The sequence below is a fragment of the Budvicia aquatica DSM 5075 = ATCC 35567 genome (genome assembly GCF_000427805.1).
In the GTDB taxonomy this organism is placed as follows: Bacteria; Pseudomonadota; Gammaproteobacteria; order Enterobacterales; family Enterobacteriaceae; genus Budvicia; species Budvicia aquatica.
The window spans coordinates 1-15,843 of record NZ_ATYS01000057.1 but is presented as its reverse complement, the minus strand read 5'-3'; the positions used below and the strand labels follow the sequence as shown (position 1 = coordinate 15,843).

20 protein-coding genes are annotated in these 15,843 nt (G+C 45.6%); 3 read left to right on the top strand and 17 right to left on the bottom strand.

Annotated elements, in window-relative coordinates; translation table 11 throughout:
- Positions 1-11 precede the first annotated feature (11 nt).
- From YWE_RS0117660 to YWE_RS27680, 6 genes are read right to left on the bottom strand one after another with little or no spacing between them, the layout of a single operon-like run.
- Positions 12-608 carry a hypothetical protein gene (locus tag YWE_RS0117660; protein WP_029095734.1) on the bottom strand — a complete coding sequence of 199 codons (597 nt, stop codon included), beginning with the start codon at positions 606-608 and terminating at the stop codon, positions 12-14.
- Positions 608-1,933: a DUF2213 domain-containing protein gene (locus YWE_RS0117655; protein WP_029095733.1), complete on the bottom strand. Its 1,326-nt coding sequence runs from the start codon at positions 1,931-1,933 to the stop codon at positions 608-610. Before YWE_RS0117655 ends, YWE_RS0117660 begins: the two co-directional genes overlap by 1 nt.
- Positions 1,914-2,741 carry a hypothetical protein gene (locus tag YWE_RS0117650; RefSeq protein WP_029095732.1) on the bottom strand — a complete coding sequence of 276 codons (828 nt, stop codon included), beginning with the start codon at positions 2,739-2,741 and terminating at the stop codon, positions 1,914-1,916. Before YWE_RS0117650 ends, YWE_RS0117655 begins: the two co-directional genes overlap by 20 nt.
- Positions 2,704-4,128 (bottom strand): anti-CBASS protein Acb1 family protein, encoded by a 1,425-nt coding sequence (locus tag YWE_RS0117645; protein WP_029095731.1) that lies wholly within the window; start codon positions 4,126-4,128, stop codon positions 2,704-2,706. The genes YWE_RS0117650 and YWE_RS0117645 overlap by 38 nt, the downstream gene beginning before the upstream one ends.
- Positions 4,128-5,453: a terminase large subunit domain-containing protein gene (locus tag YWE_RS0117640; RefSeq protein WP_029095730.1), complete on the bottom strand. Its 1,326-nt coding sequence runs from the start codon at positions 5,451-5,453 to the stop codon at positions 4,128-4,130. Before YWE_RS0117640 ends, YWE_RS0117645 begins: the two co-directional genes overlap by 1 nt.
- A 17-nt stretch (positions 5,454-5,470) precedes the next feature.
- Positions 5,471-6,481: a terminase small subunit gene (locus YWE_RS27680; protein ID WP_051323408.1), complete on the bottom strand. Its 1,011-nt coding sequence runs from the start codon at positions 6,479-6,481 to the stop codon at positions 5,471-5,473.
- Positions 6,482-6,931: 450 nt separating this feature from the next.
- Between YWE_RS27680 and YWE_RS0117630 the strand changes: the two genes are divergently transcribed.
- Entirely contained in the window at positions 6,932-7,186 is a 255-nt protein-coding gene (locus tag YWE_RS0117630) for a hypothetical protein (RefSeq protein WP_029095729.1), read from the top strand.
- Between the two features lie 85 nt (positions 7,187-7,271).
- Here the strand turns inward: YWE_RS0117630 and YWE_RS0117625 are convergent, their stop codons facing one another.
- The 7 genes from YWE_RS0117625 to YWE_RS0117600 all read right to left on the bottom strand — a co-directional run bounded on the left by YWE_RS0117625 (position 7,272) and on the right by YWE_RS0117600 (position 9,592).
- Positions 7,272-7,496 carry a hypothetical protein gene (locus tag YWE_RS0117625; RefSeq protein ID WP_029095728.1) on the bottom strand — a complete coding sequence of 75 codons (225 nt, stop codon included), beginning with the start codon at positions 7,494-7,496 and terminating at the stop codon, positions 7,272-7,274.
- A 203-nt stretch (positions 7,497-7,699) separates the two neighbouring features.
- Positions 7,700-7,879 (bottom strand): hypothetical protein, encoded by a 180-nt coding sequence (locus tag YWE_RS0117620; protein WP_029095727.1) that lies wholly within the window; start codon positions 7,877-7,879, stop codon positions 7,700-7,702.
- Between the two features lie 5 nt (positions 7,880-7,884).
- The gene (locus YWE_RS31110) at positions 7,885-8,184 is read right to left on the bottom strand and encodes a hypothetical protein (protein ID WP_036016429.1); all 300 of its coding nucleotides are present in this window, start codon (positions 8,182-8,184) and stop codon (positions 7,885-7,887) included.
- Between the two features lie 135 nt (positions 8,185-8,319).
- Positions 8,320-8,559 carry an Rz1-like lysis system protein LysC gene (gene lysC, locus YWE_RS31990; protein WP_428829275.1) on the bottom strand — a complete coding sequence of 80 codons (240 nt, stop codon included), beginning with the start codon at positions 8,557-8,559 and terminating at the stop codon, positions 8,320-8,322.
- Entirely contained in the window at positions 8,480-8,851 is a 372-nt protein-coding gene (locus YWE_RS29095; RefSeq protein ID WP_029095726.1) for a hypothetical protein, read from the bottom strand. The genes lysC and YWE_RS29095 overlap by 80 nt, the downstream gene beginning before the upstream one ends.
- Positions 8,848-9,273 (bottom strand): lysozyme, encoded by a 426-nt coding sequence (locus tag YWE_RS0117605; protein WP_029095725.1) that lies wholly within the window; start codon positions 9,271-9,273, stop codon positions 8,848-8,850. Before YWE_RS0117605 ends, YWE_RS29095 begins: the two co-directional genes overlap by 4 nt.
- Positions 9,263-9,592: a phage holin, lambda family gene (locus tag YWE_RS0117600; RefSeq protein ID WP_029095724.1), complete on the bottom strand. Its 330-nt coding sequence runs from the start codon at positions 9,590-9,592 to the stop codon at positions 9,263-9,265. The genes YWE_RS0117605 and YWE_RS0117600 overlap by 11 nt, the downstream gene beginning before the upstream one ends.
- Positions 9,593-9,793: 201 nt before the next feature.
- On the opposite strand from YWE_RS0117600, the gene YWE_RS0117595 reads away from it, so the two are divergent.
- Positions 9,794-10,198, top strand: coding sequence for a hypothetical protein (locus YWE_RS0117595; protein WP_029095723.1), 405 nt, complete (start codon positions 9,794-9,796; stop codon positions 10,196-10,198).
- A gap of 44 nt (positions 10,199-10,242) precedes the next feature.
- Here the strand turns inward: YWE_RS0117595 and YWE_RS0117590 are convergent, their stop codons facing one another.
- A complete protein-coding gene (locus tag YWE_RS0117590) occupies positions 10,243-10,446 on the bottom strand; it encodes a hypothetical protein (protein WP_029095722.1) in 204 nt (67 codons plus the stop codon).
- Position 10,447: 1 nt separating this feature from the next.
- Between YWE_RS0117590 and YWE_RS30115 the strand changes: the two genes are divergently transcribed.
- Entirely contained in the window at positions 10,448-11,146 is a 699-nt protein-coding gene (locus YWE_RS30115) for a DUF4145 domain-containing protein (RefSeq protein WP_051323407.1), read from the top strand.
- A gap of 330 nt (positions 11,147-11,476) precedes the next feature.
- Here the strand turns inward: YWE_RS30115 and YWE_RS0117580 are convergent, their stop codons facing one another.
- From YWE_RS0117580 to YWE_RS0117570, 3 genes are all read right to left on the bottom strand, one after another.
- Positions 11,477-12,259, bottom strand: coding sequence for an antitermination protein Q (locus tag YWE_RS0117580; RefSeq protein ID WP_029095721.1), 783 nt, complete (start codon positions 12,257-12,259; stop codon positions 11,477-11,479).
- Positions 12,256-13,230, bottom strand: coding sequence for a DUF7146 domain-containing protein (locus tag YWE_RS0117575; protein ID WP_029095720.1), 975 nt, complete (start codon positions 13,228-13,230; stop codon positions 12,256-12,258). Before YWE_RS0117575 ends, YWE_RS0117580 begins: the two co-directional genes overlap by 4 nt.
- A gap of 8 nt (positions 13,231-13,238) precedes the next feature.
- Positions 13,239-14,864, bottom strand: coding sequence for a DEAD/DEAH box helicase (locus YWE_RS0117570; RefSeq protein ID WP_029095719.1), 1,626 nt, complete (start codon positions 14,862-14,864; stop codon positions 13,239-13,241).
- Positions 14,865-15,843: the final 979 nt, after the last annotated feature.

Genomic DNA, 15,843 nt, shown 5'->3' with positions numbered 1-15,843 from the left:
TTAAAGCCTCTTTAAATTAAGAACAAGCCAACTGGTTTTGTTGTATCCCAGTTCACGCTTTTTGTTGTTGGATCCTGTACCGCCGCTAAATTTCCTGTTGTAGAAACAGCAAGGAGCTTTAATGGCATACCGTTGGTATTGTCGATATCGATCCAGTTATTGGTCGGATCCCACGCAAACTTATTCGCATCCATTGCCACCGTATCAGTAGCGAGAGCGGCAACAGCCGCGCTAATTTGAAGCGGAATACGCGCACCAGAGCCCAAGCGGTAGTAATGCACCGATCCGCCAGATGTATACTGGGGGACTTGGCTGCTTGGGGTGGTAATACCGTGATAGGCCTGATTAAAGACAGTAAACCCACTGCACGAGGTGGCTGTTGCCGGGGCAATTTTTGAGCCGGTAATTTTTGACATCGCAGCAGGGATTAACTCAATAATCCCCACACCACCCCACATTGGGTCTGTGCCGGTAACAACCCCTGATGCCAACTTAAGGCGAACAGCAGGATCATCTTGTGCATCACCCTGGGTGAGTCCATTGGAATCAACAGTAAAGTTAACGCTACTACCCTGCGTTTTGAATGGATCAAAGCTGATGCTTCCCATTATGACTTACTCCCTACAGTGTTAAATTTAACCAGTTGTTGAGATGGTTGTTTGAATGAACTCAACCACGTGTTGACGTCCCCGCGATACTCAGTGATACGACGCCCCGCATCATCCATGCGCACCACGGGGATCAGCACATTTGGCGTACTGGCAATCTTGCTTTTTGCTGTGGCTTTCGCATCGGCATAAACCTGCTTTTCAGCGATAGCGAGTAGCGCGGAGTCAGCAATAGCAATAATGTCGACATCCTTGTAAGTAGCCGAATGCTGCTTAAGTCCGTTAACCATACGCTTGCGGTAGTTAATGGTGGTTTCCCCGCTCATTGGTGCGCGGGCAGACTTGCCGAATTCACGATAGGCAGAGTCGGCCATAACCTGAGCATCAGCCTTGCTTTCCTCATCCTTTTCAGCGTTATCTTGTCGTTCCTGTTCTTCGGCTGCGTCTTTCACTGCTTTTTCATCAGCGTCTTTTTTGGCCTGCTCAGCGGCGGCGGCTTCGTCCTTGCGAGCTTTTTCCTCCGCTTCTTTTTCTGCGGCATCCGCGCGGGCTTTATCGTCTGCGGCGTCTTTCGCGGCCTTTTCATCCGCGTCTTTTTTAGCCTGCTCGTCAGCATCAGCGCGGGCTTGTAATGCCTTTTGCGCGTTACCTTCCATGCTGTCCATACGAGCACCAAATGAATCGAGACGCGTATTAATTTGCGCGCCAAACGTACCGAATGAATCGGCGAGAAGTTTTTTCAGTTCTTCTTCGGTCATTTCAAAATCACCTTTATTTGAGTTTTCTACGCCTTCTGGGATTTTATTTTTATCCCAGACACCTAAAGTGCCGTGGTCTTTCGTTACCAATGCGATGTGATCAATTAAAAAAGGCTTACCCTCAATTAATATCGTCTCGTCCCCGGCATCGATGGCCACATTTCCCGAGTCTTGGTTAAATATCACTGATGGGCTGGTAGATACCTCACCCCGTTTAATTTGCTCAACGATGTCATTTTGATAAACCCGGGCAATTGCCCAGACTTCATCACCCTTGATGTAGGGGAGCATCACCGCGCCAACAATTCTGTTTTTAAAATCCTCCTCACTTAATTTTGCCTCTTCGGGGTGATCGATAATTACCGGTAGCCCGTTGCAGCGTTTGAGAAAAGCATCATTAAGGTAAATGTCGGGGTCTCTCCAAACGTGCTCATCTAAACCACGTCTATATGCTGCCCCGGTGCCCGTTATTCTCAGGTTTACTAACCACATACCGGAAAACTCGAAAGGCGATGGTATTCGCCCGTCCCGTATTCCTTCCGCTACTTCAAGCTCTGTTAAATTCACGTTTGCCTTTCTCCGTTAGAAATTCGGCAGGTAATTTTTGCGGTGCGTAAATTGGAAGCGCTTTACAACTACAATAAACCTCCTCACCAGCGGCGGTGATTTCGTCGTAGTACCCATCAACCGGCTTGATCAATCCCTGAGTCACTGCCCATGAGTCTCTAATTAGGTAGTATTTCTCATCGCGGTCTTTGTGGTCTTTCCGGTAGCCATAACCTGGACGACGCCACGACGAATGCCATTTGAACGCTATTGCGCCACCTTGGATTGAAATGAGGAAAGTCACGTTTGAAGCCAGTTTATGGCCCTGAACGATAGCAACACGCCTATCGATGTAACCCTGATCTTCAAGAGCACCCATAATCCCCCGCTTCTGTTCAACCCGGTCCGCCGCATTAGTACCACCAGGCGGAACGGATGAAACCCAACCCTGAAAACGCTGAATAGTTTTATCTATCGCTTGGGTACGGTTCAGTTTGATCAGCTCGGACGCGGCAAATATCCGCCGGTCGAGTTCTTTCCTGAGGTCGGGCTTCATTTTTTTCAGCGTGAATGCGTTTACGCCGTCGGCAGGCTGATCCTTTAGTGCACCACCATCTATCACCAGGCGTTTATAAATCGCGGTGAGGTGGTTTCTGGTGGTTGCGGCGTCTGCTGTTTCTCTGTGGGATGCGATGCGTAATTTATTTGACCAGCTAAGAAGTGCTTTTTCAGAGTCCCAGCCATTGTCTATGTAGTAGTTGACGGCCTCGGTTAGCGTCTCGAAAAAGGTTTTAGGTCGCTTTTTCTTCGCCTTCTTTCTCATTGCCATAATTATTCACCGGTGGTGGTGGGACGTAGTTAGCTAACGCCTCCTCATCGAGTATTAGGGGCGTATCAATTGAAAAACTTAACGTATTGATAATTTCAGCCAACCAGATGGCTAGCGCTGCTTTATTTTCAGGGTCTAAATTGGCTGATAGCGCGGTATAAAGCGTTGAGGCTTGATTCAGGATCTTGCTCTCGCCGTCCTGAACATCACTCTGTTTGCGTTCTAGTAAATCGGTCCATTTCGATGAGAAACCGCTTTTCCACCCATAAAACACATCTTCATACTTTCGCCCGGCGTACTGATCTGGATAGTCGGCAGCCAGCGCGTCAAAAAATGCCTCATCCCATGCAATGTATTGAACGATGTTCTCAAAGAACATGATGGTTGGGTCAATGGTCTGGCGGACACTGTCGATATACTGAGCCACCGCGTTGGAGTCTTCCGCGCCCTCACCAAATCCATTAGCAAATGCTTCATCTTTGATTAAAAGCGCTGGTGTATCGCTGGCTGCCGCAATATTGGCAATGATGTTGTCACGTGAGGTCGTGAGGGCTTTATCGACGTTTTGCAAATCAAGCGACTCAATCGAATCACTTGCCCCGATACTCAATACCCCATCATTTTTTGCTGATTTTAATAACTCACGCTTTATCATGCCCGCTGCCGCCATTAGTCCCGACAACACCGAGGTGTTTTGTGCGGTCTTAGCGACCAACACGCCCGCTTTTTGGCTAACCATGTTGTCAGCGACCATACTTTGAAGAAACGACTTAAGTGGGTATAAGGCCCGCTGAAAGACGCTACGCCCCGTAAATCCGAAGGCTGACGACTGATAGCCCAAATAGATTGGCGCACCGTTAAATACTTTCATCGTTCGCGATGGGTGCCAGTCCTGCCCGGCAATATTGAGTGTATTTTTCGGCTCCTGAAAGTCAGGCGCGTTAGGGTCTTGACTGGTCACCATGGAGCCTGACGCATTAAGTGGATCGAATACGTTAATAAAAATATCTGACTCTGACAGGCCAAAAGAAGGTAAAACCTCAGCGGCTTTAGTTGATGTTGTCCCTACGCCAATCGCCGCCGCTCCGTAACACCGAGTGATGAAGTGCAGGTTTCTAATCTTCTCCGTAACGCCAAGTCTGAGCCAAACACCCTCAAACGCTTTAACAATTCTACGGTCTGGGTCATCTTCAAGATTATTCTCACGGGGTTTAAATAATGCCATCGTGATCGGTTTCTCGACCAGCTTTCCGCCTAACGGGTGCTGCTCCCATAATATTTTACAAAGTTCATACCCGGCCACGGAACCCGGTTCGATACTTTCGTTATTCGTCAGTAACTCGGTTAACTGTGAGGTCATACCGTTACTAATTACTATCTCTGCCATTAGATCGCCCCACTGTTACCAAATGCGAGAATTACGCCGTATGTGTAGCAATCCAGTAAATCATCTGCTCTGGTTGCCGCTTTTTTATCTGCAAGGTGGAAACCGGACACCTGTTTCCAAAAATGGTTAGCCTCAGAATTTTTAAACACTGAGGTTTTCTTATATGCGTGTTCGCTGATTTTTACTTTTTCTGTGTAGTGATAACCGGATGCCATCACGCCGCGCTCATCCTTCCCTTTGCTTGTCAGTACAGAATCGATCGCCCGGACCGGCCAACCCTCCGTCTCACCCTTCTGAAGCAAAATAGCGCCCATAGCTGCGTTTTCAATAAATGTGCCAACACTCCCCATTCGCGGGTGACAGATTCTTGTCAGCTCATCAAGGCGGTTGAATATATGCGGCATGTATTCGGGCAGTAATGAGCCCTGAATCTGAGTAAGATCCCAATCAAGGATGGTTAATCGCGGTTTTTCGTAGGTTTGCTCAAGCGCGTAGTAAACGACACCATGACCATCATTTTCGGAGCCGCCTTTTAATCCGGTATCCATAACGGCAAAAATCATGTCGCAGGTAGCCGGCATCATTACCGGCTTGTCATCCACCAGCAATTTAGCGACATCGAATAATGAGTCTTTGGACCAATCCACAAACTCGGCTAAAAATTCCTGACGGAATACACGCGGATCACTATCACGCTCAATTTTTGCCAACTCTATGGCGCTAATTAATGGGTTTGTGGATGTCGGCGCGTGGTGCTCGTAAAACCCGTGTTTTTTATCCCGGCAGATAGCATAGAAAAAGTTATTTTCGTCAATACCATCAGGAGTTGAGAATACCCATGCACGGCCCTTCGTCGTCAGCATTGTAGGGCTGATAGATTTAGGCCAGATCTCCTCTAACATCTGAGGCGCTTTAGTAAAGGCAGCCTCATCAATCAGAACGACATGATATTCACGCCCGCGCCCGGCCAATTCATTATCGTTTGTTACCCAAAAGTCGATAACGCCGCCATTTTTCAGCAAAATCCGCTTTTCACTTCGGGAATGGCTTTTAACTAGCGGGCCAAGAAGATAAACGAGCTTGTCGTAAATTTCCTGATACTGACGATATTCGGCGGTGAATATACCTATCTTGCCGCCTTTCTTTTCCCCTGTTAGCAAATCTCTAAACAGAGTTACAGCGTAGGAAAAGGCGATCGTAACGAGCATGATCGTCTTACCCCAACGACGACCGCAACGGACAACGTTGTTACGGTGCTTCTTCCCTTCCTTCCATATTTTTCGTTGTCGCTTGTGTAGCCGGGGGGCTTTAATTTCTATGGCCATGTTTTCCCCGGTTAGTGTTAATCCTCTTCGTCGTCATCGTCGCCAGGTAAATCCAGCGCATTGTTAACAATGATTGGCTGATTGTTATTGTCTGATTTATTGAACATGCCCAGATGTTGGGCGAGTAGCTTAAGAGCACCGTCCTGATCGCGAGTTTGTATCTCTAAGCCGTTTTTAGTCTGCTTAGCGCCAGCGTAGAGTTTTCGGGCGCTCGGGCTTAAATCACGGGTATCGGGTAAAAATAGCTCTTGGTGACCTTCGCCGTTACATTTTGGGCAATCAGGATTAGGATCATCATTCGACGTAAAGCCATAACCGCCACGGTCACTAGGCGGTGGTACGTTGTCTTTTGCAGATTGAGATTCGGCAGTAAAAAACTCAGCCTCGTCTTTCCACTGATAATGATGTTTATCTCCCCAACAATGACGGCAGTTAACTCGCCTGAGCTGGGATAATTCATTAGGGTCAGCGGTGGCAATAGAGACCCACTCCCTAACGACGCTATCAGCATCAAATTCGATTCGGGCAAGTTGTGCCTGTATAGCGTATTTAATTGCTCGATTTACCGATGGATTCCGATGGATTCTGCGGGCTTCGGCTTCGCCGGTTAATCCTTCGCAGCTATAACCAGCTTTCTTATATGCTTCGTATTTATTTCGACATTTTAAATACTCAAAAACATATCTGGACTGTCGTTCGCTAAGCCCATACTCATCAGGGTTTATCGATAGTTGGATGCTGCTATTTTCAGTCTGGTTTGTCGGGTGATTGGGTGGTGTAGACATGCCGGATTTTTCGGGTTCTAAGTGATCACAAATAGTGACTTTTTTTGTGACTTTTTTTGTGACTTTTTGAGCATTCTGTTTTTGTGACTTTTTTGTGACTTTTTTACCCCTAACCCATCCGTACTTTTTAGCTCTTCTGATTATCGTCTCGTATCTTACGCCGTGAGCTTCTGCTATTGCCTCGATGGTAAGTTGGCTGGCACGATATACTTGCTCGATAGCCTCCCAATTAATTCTGGCCATAACAGCGATACCTTTTATCAGGCGTAAAAAAGGCCACCGAAGTGACCTGATTGGAATATTGTGCTGGGTGTAAATCTATTACCCTCTGAATTAGCGATACCACCACACACGAATACCTATATAAAATTCCAAGCTAACAGTTAAATCAGGGTGAATGTTGGTATTTTATAAAATAGAGATGCATGTATCGAAAGCAATGTTGACTCAAAGGAAACCGAAAGAGATACTCAGTCCTAAGACCCCTATAATAAAAATAGCTATCCTGTGCATTCCTCCCCCCACTCCTTGTGGGGATTTTTTTATCTAAAAATAGCCACCGACTGGAAATAATCAAATTGTGTCATATCCTTATAGTGAGTGTGGCTAACGACACTGCACTCCATACCACGATGAGATTGGTATTATTTTGCTTGCCCCACTCGTTGGGGCTTTTTTTTGATATGGACCATTATGACAACTGAAAATATGATTCGAACTAGCATTACCCAAGTTATACGTGGAAATCCGCTTATAGTCGTCGCCGCAAAAGAAGATGTGGCTTCATATGTTCTTGAGATTCGCGCAAACTCATTCATTAAGGCTGGAGATACAATGGACCTTCCTGCCAACATTAATGCTGGTGAGACGATTCCAACCGTAAAGTTTAGAAATGAAGATGGGCTACAAACCATCCATTCCGTAAGAGTATTAACCAGCCCTCTATAAGATGTAATCATTATCGAGCCCATTTTAGAGTAGGCTTTGGGCATTAAAAACCCGCACTAGGCGGGCTCTTTGTAATTCAGATAACTTAGTTAGATAACTGCTTAAGATAGTCAATTGAAAAACCAACTCCGGGCTGCTTTTTTAGTTCTTTTATTCTATTAACAATAGCTACCTTGATGGATTCATCCCCACCTTGATAATAAGGCTTTAGGATAGCAATGATTTCATTTGCTAAAGCTGAGCCACCTAAACCACCAGTAGCCTCTGCGCGTCTCATTGCTAAATATATCTTATCGTTATAGTTACTCATCATTTTTCCTATTTAGTGAAATGTCGGTTAACTATACCTTATTTGCGAAACATCCCGCATTCTCCGCAACCCGATTTGACCGCATTCGCTATAAATGCAACCATCAATCGTTACTCAGGGATGAGTACGTAAGAGTGAGCCCCGCTTCGGCGGGGTTTTTCATTGCCATTATCAAGTCGCTCAGTGAGTAGGCTTTGTAATGACTACTTGAGCTGCAATACGCCGTGTTCTTCTGACGCTGAATATGCTACCAGCCCGGTATATTCTTCAATACCTTCTTGTGGCGGAAAATAACCCTCAGTGATGGTGTATGACGGTTGACCATCCTTTTCCACAAAGTCCGCTAAATCCTTGATCTGTTTTGCTGTTAATACTAATTTCATAATTATTAGTCCTTCAAAAACTTTTCGGTGCGGTGAGTTTGCTGACCTTCCAGTAATTCAGCGTCAGTGCTTGTGATAACGATAGTATGATGCGGGTGAACGTTATCATTAAGCCACTTGATTGCTGGCTCGACGGCGCTTTCAAATGTCGAGTTAGTAAACATCGTTACATTCGGGATTTTACCCTCAGCAATCGCATCAATAACGGCAGTAACGTTATCCCAATCTCGTCCACCGTTCGGAAAGTATTCTTGCAGCGTGGACATAGCTTCATTCTTTAATTCTTGCATTGTTTTCTGTTTCACTTTAATTCCTCACTTGTTGAATCGGGGATTCTCGTTTCTCTCGTTTTAATTTGTAGTAAGCGCCTTCAAATCCTACCCACTCGCGCCAATACCGAAAACGCTGCCAATTTAAATGCCATGCGTCATACCAGACCATTATTCACCCGCTGTTTTACTAATAGAGTCTGATGCTCGCTTAATACCAAGTAACTGACTGTTGCACTTCTCTATCACGCCCATTAGCGATGCCACATAACCAGGGTAATCGGTGTAACAAACAACGTCATAATCCGGGATTGAGCAAGGTGTAAATAAACTACTTGGTAGCGGCAGCGGCGTTGATTCGGTCGGCCTGTTCGCGCAACTGCTGATTAACGGGATCAGGAACAGGTACACCAGCACACGGGGAGCCTTTTTGAGCAGACGCCAAAGCTTTTCGCAGTGCCTCAGTGTTTTTATCTGACTGTTGTTTATTCTCTGCAATGGCATCAACAACCCCTTGAATCTGTAAATACTGCGTTCTCAGCTTGGCTGAATTTGCTCGCTCTTCTGCTAATGCTGTTACTGCTCGCTGTTTTTCGTGTTTTACCTCCCCCAGCTCATTGATAAGCCAGCGGGTATAAAGAAGCATCAAGATAAGGCAGATTGTCGCAGGTATGGCGATTGCATTTTTTAATGAAAAACTCATGATTCGAACATCCGTTTTTCTAATCTGCGACGGCGTTCTAAGCCGCCCAGCACTTTGCCACCAGCGTATACCCAGCGAGAGAATTCATTAGCAGCACCGGAATAATCGCCTTGGTTTAACTTCCGCAATAACGTTGAAGCACTCAGCGCACGTGATCCACAATTAAAGGTGAATGATGCCAACGCATCAAATTGCCCCTGAGTCAGAGGAACGCGAGCCACTTTATTAATATCCTGTTCGACTTTAACCAAATCGGCTTTTAAGTATTGCTCCGCTTTAGTTTGACTAATCTCATCACCAGGCTTAACACCTGATGTGTGTCCGTAACCAATAGTCCAAACTTTAGCAGGGCATAGGTATGCCTTAAGCTGGCACGACTCAAATGATTTGATTAAATCAATACCACTTTGACTAGTTACCATTTCCGCCCCCAAACTTACGTCCAATAAAAGAATCAACTATCCCTGCTAATTTCTTAGTTCCAAGAAAGCCGATAATGACGCCAAATAATGTCGCTAGATTCGGGGGGAGCCCAAAATACTCGAATGCTGAAATAATACCGAGGCTTAATATTCCGCATAGCGTAGCTTCAAGCAGGGAGCTCTTTAGCCCCTCACCTTCTTTTCTTGATCGAGCTACGGCGACTATAAAGGCCAGAACAGCGCCAGATATAACCGGCGTATTTGCGTTGATCCAGTTCCATACATCGGCCCAGAACCCAAATTTGTCAGGCATACGCATATCCACCCCCTATTTGGGGCCATTTAGTTAATAGGAATAGCCACCAGCCGTAGTCACTGCTCTATGGTGGTGTGTGTTGACGGTTTAGCTGGGGCTAGATGTGAAAAAACCCCGCACTAGGCGAGGCAATAAAGAGACTAACGTGACAATCAAAATAACGGTATTATTTTTCTTACCTATGGGTTAAAAGGAATTTATGTTGTGAAAATTGAATATATTATTGAGCAAATTGCAAGTATCTCTAAAAAAACCCCTGAAATTACTAAAACAATAAGCGCTGTTATATCGAAGCTATCCAGTTACACGGTCATAAACGGATTAGTTTATTTTTTTGTAGCTCGCGCAGATTGTAAATTCCCCGGCTTGGGAATGAAGTTTGTTGGACCTGTTATTGCATTTTTATTTTTAGTTTTTCTCTTGGACGTTTTTACTAACGACTTTACCTTATTCAAAATAATCGACAATAAAGAGGGAACTATACTAAAAAGAATTATAGTGATTTTTCTGGCTTTTCTCGCAGCTGGTTTGCTTAGTTGGTTATATGTGTCAGGCATATATCAACCATTATTTTCAATCCCTGATAAAATTTGGGAATGTAAAATATAATTTAAATGCTGCGATAACAAAAAACCCGCCTTGTGAGCGGGCTCTTAATGTTTTGCCAGCTCAGTTTCAAGAAAGCGCCTACGATTTTCAGCAATAACAAAAGCCATAGCAAGTCCTTCTATAGCTTGATCCCACCCATACTTTGTTTGAGCAAGAGCAAATTGCCGTGCAATATCGGAAATGGAATCAGTGACCGAAGCCGTGATACAGTGATCGAAGGAATTAATTAATTCTACTTTTGAGGTCATCATGTTCACCATTAAATTAAAATGTCCGCACTGTATCCGTGAGACGCATTTTCGACTTTTAAATGTTTGTGAGTATTATCACAAAGAGCCTGTTAAAACCGGATCTGTAAACAATACTCACAATGTCAGTGTGAGATCTATTAATGAAAGTACCCACATGAAAGCCTATGGTGTAGCTACATGCCCTGAATGTGAATCCCCCGTCTTAATTTGGTTTGAATGTAACTATGGGCAATTACAGCAAGCCCAACGCTCATCAAATCAAGCAGAATGGCGATACACTGGTGAATTACCTAAAATTCTAGGCACATACCCTTCACCACAAAACCCTGATGATTCCCCATACTACCCTCAAGGGTTAAGGGCTATTTTTGTTGAGCTTCAAGAAGATATTTTAATGAATAGAACGCCCGCGCGTATCGTTTCGGGTTGCCGAAGTGTCCTTGAGGTTGCGCTTCGCTCCCTTGGATACGAAAAAAACAACCTCATATCCAGAATCGAACAAGCTAGGAATGATGGTATTATCACCGAATCCATGAAAGATTGGTCACACCGGGTACGAATTAACGGCAATGAGGCAGTGCATGAGCTTCAAGCGACACAAGAAGAAGCTAGTGAGTTCGTTTCCTTCTTAAAGCTGTTCCTAGAGGTGGTCTTTGTTCTACCTGAGCGAATTAAACAACAGCAACCGCATCCTTAAAACAAAAAACCACCTGAGCTAACATAAATGAACTACTGCATTTTTTGCAGCAGTTCAAATTGGCGGAAGATTGAGGAGTTGACCCCCTACCGTTTCCAGTCCATCCGGGTTCAAGCCGGATTGTGTACCTCTGCGCGGAATCTTCCAAATAAAAAACCACCCGAAGGTGGCATGTATACAAGTGTGGAGAGAACAGTGCAGTTTCCGTATACAAATAAAAACCCCACCATTTCTGGCAGGGCTTAAAAATGTGTTAGTGGTGTATAGCTAGAAATTCCCACTATTTAAGGAATCTACGCCACATCCGGACAAAATGCAAGTCTGTGATAATCATTTCGTTACTTTCTGAAATTCGTCCGCCGCTACCCCTTCCTCTATGTCGCACTTAGTTACTAACAGGTCATAAANCGGNTTCCANTTCCTGCGCCACGTCCTTTCATTCAGTTCTGNTAGTAGCGCGGTGATAGCTCTATAAGCGACCGATGATGGCATCCGGCTATAGCCCTTTCCTCCGCAGCGCTCACAACCCTTAATGACGGGTGCGCCAGTGGNTTTTGTAGACTCCCTGTCGATAGCCTTCCCGGTTCCTTTGCAATTACGGCAACGCTTATAGACTACGCCTTTCCCATTGCAGGGCTGACATAACTCGCTAACTACCTCTCGCTCAATAANAGGCGGTATTTTCTCTTCACCATCAANGCCGATGTATCCNGGATATTTCACCACATCCCGCCATGCCTTCNTCGTTCCTTTCCCACAGCAGTGGTGACATGTCACGCTGGTACCCGCTGAATGAGAATATTCCTCATAGGCGAGCGTTGCCAGAATCTGCATGCAGCGGGCCATTCGACGACCAGCAACCTTACCCACCAGTTTAGGGGCTTTCAGATAGGCATATCGGGTTAGTTCCTCAACAGCTCTAGCTTTGTCCTCATTGCTAATACCTGTTTTACCCAGGAATGCCGACACACCAAAACTCGCCTTTGCTTTGGTCATTCCTAGTGCAGCCATGATATCAGTCCCAGTAAGGCGNTCTGCTGATGTGCCATTTGGTGAATCAGTGATAGCTAATCCTTGAGGGCTAAAGTGCTTTAATGCTGATTCAAGTTTCATGCTGCTACCCTTTTTGTAAAAACCTGCTCTCTAACTTGCTCGCCATTCACCAGCATATCGTTAAAATCTCCTGAATCTGGCCAGCGTACGCTTACCTTTACTAAGTCATTTTTTNCGGTGAGATTGCCGTGAGCGCATGCAAATGCAGCGGAGTGCCCAGTCGCTGAATGGGGATCCATATCTGCAAAAATGATTAGNTGCNTCACCCCTATGGGGACCCTAAATTTTTCCATGAAACGAGCGTTCATTACTGGCCATGTGTTAACGTTATAAATCTGCTTACACGAAAGAGCTGTTTCAATCCCTTCAGCTATCCCCAGTGTTGAGGCTGGCGAATACATGCGGATGGCAACCGAACAGGCATACTCAATGTAGTTATCATCCTGCAATGCTTTCATTTTTTTGGGGTGTTCTACATCTGCTTTTTTGCCACCGTCCAATAAAGTGCGATGCAAATAACACAAAACCCCTTTGTCATCAGTAGCCAATGAGTATATGGCCTGAAAAATCTTCTTATGCCCGCGTACGGGTTGCTTATCACAGTAACGAACNTGATCTGTGGGCAANCAGTTAATGCCTCTATTCCGTAAGTAGGTTTCTGCTTCCGTTCCTCTCAGCCCAACAAGGGAAGAATATTTATTGCTTACCAGCTTACGTAACGACGAACGATCATCTTTTTTAGGTAGTGAAGTGGCATCTTTTTCATACTTGTTGCCGATGATTTCATCCACCTCAGCGGCTAATGTTTTGAAATCCTTCTTTTGCGTTAATTCGAGCAACTTCCAGCCATCACCAACATGACATTTACAAATAAATGTTCCCCGGTCATCTTTATTATCAATTCTGAATGAACCTTTAGATCCGCAGATAGGGCATTCACCACCATAATGTCGCTTACCCGTAACCGGGGGTAAGTCGTACTCCTTGAATACTTCGGCCCAGCGACCAACGACCGCATCTGTCGTTTTCATGCGAGTTGTCATAAGCTACCTCCTGCCGGAGTGATGTGCTGGCGAAGATATTCGGAGGATTTAAGTGCCGGATTGATGCTGGGCAGTGCTATTTGAGGTTCACTTGTCTCCTGTTGTTTCTGTTGCTTCTCCCGACCTTTTGCAAAAGCAATTTGCTTTGATTTAATGAAATTACTGACCTCCGGACTAATCTCGATAGGATAATCTTGTAGCCCGTTAGGCCATGTGCCGAATTTACTTTTATAGGTATGCCCACACCAGCCATCACTAACGGGCTTACCCATGGATGTACGCTGACGTTGGTAGTATTTGATCTGCGACCACCAGCGCTGTTTATCTTCTTTGGTGTACTTACGCTCTTTCTTGCTGACTTTCTTCAGTCCACGACTTGAATCAACCTCAACATCTTCACCAGATAGCGGCTTATGGCCGCATTTAGGGCATACATAAACACCTGCGGGTTTCATGAAATGGCATTGGGTGCATTCCTTTGGTAATTTCTCCACGCGCTTGGCCCGCTCCTGCACCTTGCTGTCTTTCATTCCGTCGCTAGTACCCGGCAATGAGTCATACTCAATGGCATCAGGAAAACCAAGCCGGTGAACAGAGCCGCTGTGATCGAATATCAGACAAGTGTCTTTGCCTGGTGCTGTTCTTAATCCCCGCCCGACGCACTGAATCCACCGAATCTCTGACTTAGTTGGCCGGGCGTAGATAATGCAACGAACATCACTATCAAACCCAGCCACCAAAACTCCGACATTCACGATGACTTTAGTCGCTCCCTGCTCGAAACGGTGAATTATCAACTGTCGTTCATCGTGTGGCGTTCCTGCCGTCATGACTTCGGCAGCTATGCCAGCGCGATTAAACTCAATAGTGACGTGATTAGCGTGGCGGACGTTAACGCAAAAGCATATCGTTGAGCGGTCTTGACCGTTTTCAAGCCAGTTCCGAACAATGTCACCAACCAGATCTGCGCCGCACATAATTTCAGCAAGTTGCTCTTCGTTATAGTCGCCGCCGTACTCATTACTCTGTTGAGTCTTAACCCCTTTCAGGTTTGGCGCTGACGGCGCAAAAAACTCATAACTACTTAGNTCGCCCCTTGATATCAGTTCCTTAATCGTTGTTGGCTTTATCAACTGTTGGTAATACTGACCAAGAAATGATGAAAACGGCGTTCCTGATAGGCCGATCACCTTAACCTTTGTGTTTTCGNTTAAGTATTTGATGGCTTCAAGTAACTTTTTTCGGCGAAGGTGTGCTTCGTCCACGATCAGCAGATCGATGTTATCGGGAAATTCACGCCGGATAAGCGTATCAGCAGAGGCAATCTGAATCATTCGGTTAGGGTCAGAATTCGGATGATCGCGCCAGATATAGCCAATCTCGTCCTCAGGTAGTCCGTACTGAATAAAACGGTCGGCAGTTTGAGAGATTAACGTCGTGTAAGGAACCACAAACAAAACGCGCATACCACGAGAAACATGCCCGTCGGTGATGAAGCCCGCTAACCCTGTTTTACCGCTTCCTGTCGGGCTATATACCATGAATGAGTTATGTTGCTTCCAGTCTCGGCGCAGCATATTTAGTGCACGGTCCTGAGAAAAATTAGGAGTAATATTCAGCATAAGTTCTCCTGCTGGCGCCATAACGTTCNTAATGGCATAATTGAGACGGGTGAGTTGTGAGTCATTTTCTCTCTCCTGCAAGCGCCGCGTTGAATTCTCTCTCCAAAGCTAAATCTTCCGGCGTCTTGCTTCCTACCCCCTCGATGGGTTCAAGCGTTGCTACAATGGTCATAGCGTCGCTATGTTTGCTTGCGCCGTTTAGTCGATACTTCACATTACGGCTAATAGTCTTTTTGCCTTGAGTCATGAATAACGCACTGTTCTTGCGGTTTGAGTGCCCNTTCCACGCCCCTTCTGGATTTATCTCGAATAGATTGCGGTGGCGGCACACTAAATGCCCTGATTTTTTCAGCGTCGTTAGCGCCCGGTAAAGTGTTGCCTGAGAAATACCAAGGTCAGAGATAATTGAGCTTAGGTCCGTCAGGATTGCCCCGCTGTTGCTGTCCATGTTTCTGACTAGATGCAGGTATACCCTCGCAGCAGAGCCTTCACCATCACGCAATAAGCCATCAACAAACTCAAACCCTGCGTCATAAATCATGGCAAANTTAACGGGCTTACCTTTCGGCAAAGCCATTTCATCGATAATTTGTTTTGCTGATTTTTCGCTCACTGAGCACCTCTATTAACTTACTGTTTTTAAACACTTTCTCATNCGTGACTAATTTCGTGTGCATGGGTGAGAAAAATGCACCCTTTAACTTATTGTTTTATAACGATTCGCAAAGTGTCCCTTATCTATGTTCTAGGAGTCTAAGTATTCTGTGACTCGATCCGCCCTTGCCCTTGACCTGTGTTTTCATACCCACCAGCACCGAAAACATTAAGTTTTTTGCTAAGCCAAGAACACAGCCCAAGGCGGTGAAGCCTGTTATTCCCCGAACGCTCATTGGCCTAGTCCTTTGGCTTGGGGCCCTTTGAACGCCTGAGCTGGTTGGCATATGCCATCACTAGCCTCAGCGTATGTATCAACAAAATT

What these genes read in the sequence shown, in the direction of transcription:
- YWE_RS0117660 (WP_029095734.1), bottom strand. Translation starts at nt 608, where the DNA reads ATGGGAAGCATCAGCTTTGATCCATTCAAAACGCAGGGTAGTAGCGTT.
- YWE_RS0117650 (WP_029095732.1), bottom strand. Translation starts at nt 2,741, where the DNA reads ATGGCAATGAGAAAGAAGGCGAAGAAAAAGCGACCTAAAACCTTTTTC.
- YWE_RS0117645 (WP_029095731.1), bottom strand. Translation starts at nt 4,128, where the DNA reads ATGGCAGAGATAGTAATTAGTAACGGTATGACCTCACAGTTAACCGAG.
- YWE_RS0117640 (WP_029095730.1), bottom strand. Translation starts at nt 5,453, where the DNA reads ATGGCCATAGAAATTAAAGCCCCCCGGCTACACAAGCGACAACGAAAA.
- YWE_RS27680 (WP_051323408.1), bottom strand. Translation starts at nt 6,481, where the DNA reads ATGGCCAGAATTAATTGGGAGGCTATCGAGCAAGTATATCGTGCCAGC.
- YWE_RS0117630 (WP_029095729.1), top strand. Translation starts at nt 6,932, where the DNA reads ATGACAACTGAAAATATGATTCGAACTAGCATTACCCAAGTTATACGT.
- YWE_RS0117625 (WP_029095728.1), bottom strand. Translation starts at nt 7,496, where the DNA reads ATGAGTAACTATAACGATAAGATATATTTAGCAATGAGACGCGCAGAG.
- YWE_RS0117620 (WP_029095727.1), bottom strand. Translation starts at nt 7,879, where the DNA reads ATGAAATTAGTATTAACAGCAAAACAGATCAAGGATTTAGCGGACTTT.
- YWE_RS29095 (WP_029095726.1), bottom strand. Translation starts at nt 8,851, where the DNA reads ATGAGTTTTTCATTAAAAAATGCAATCGCCATACCTGCGACAATCTGC.
- YWE_RS0117605 (WP_029095725.1), bottom strand. Translation starts at nt 9,273, where the DNA reads ATGGTAACTAGTCAAAGTGGTATTGATTTAATCAAATCATTTGAGTCG.
- YWE_RS0117600 (WP_029095724.1), bottom strand. Translation starts at nt 9,592, where the DNA reads ATGCGTATGCCTGACAAATTTGGGTTCTGGGCCGATGTATGGAACTGG.
- YWE_RS0117590 (WP_029095722.1), bottom strand. Translation starts at nt 10,446, where the DNA reads ATGACCTCAAAAGTAGAATTAATTAATTCCTTCGATCACTGTATCACG.
- YWE_RS30115 (WP_051323407.1), top strand. Translation starts at nt 10,448, where the DNA reads ATGTTCACCATTAAATTAAAATGTCCGCACTGTATCCGTGAGACGCAT.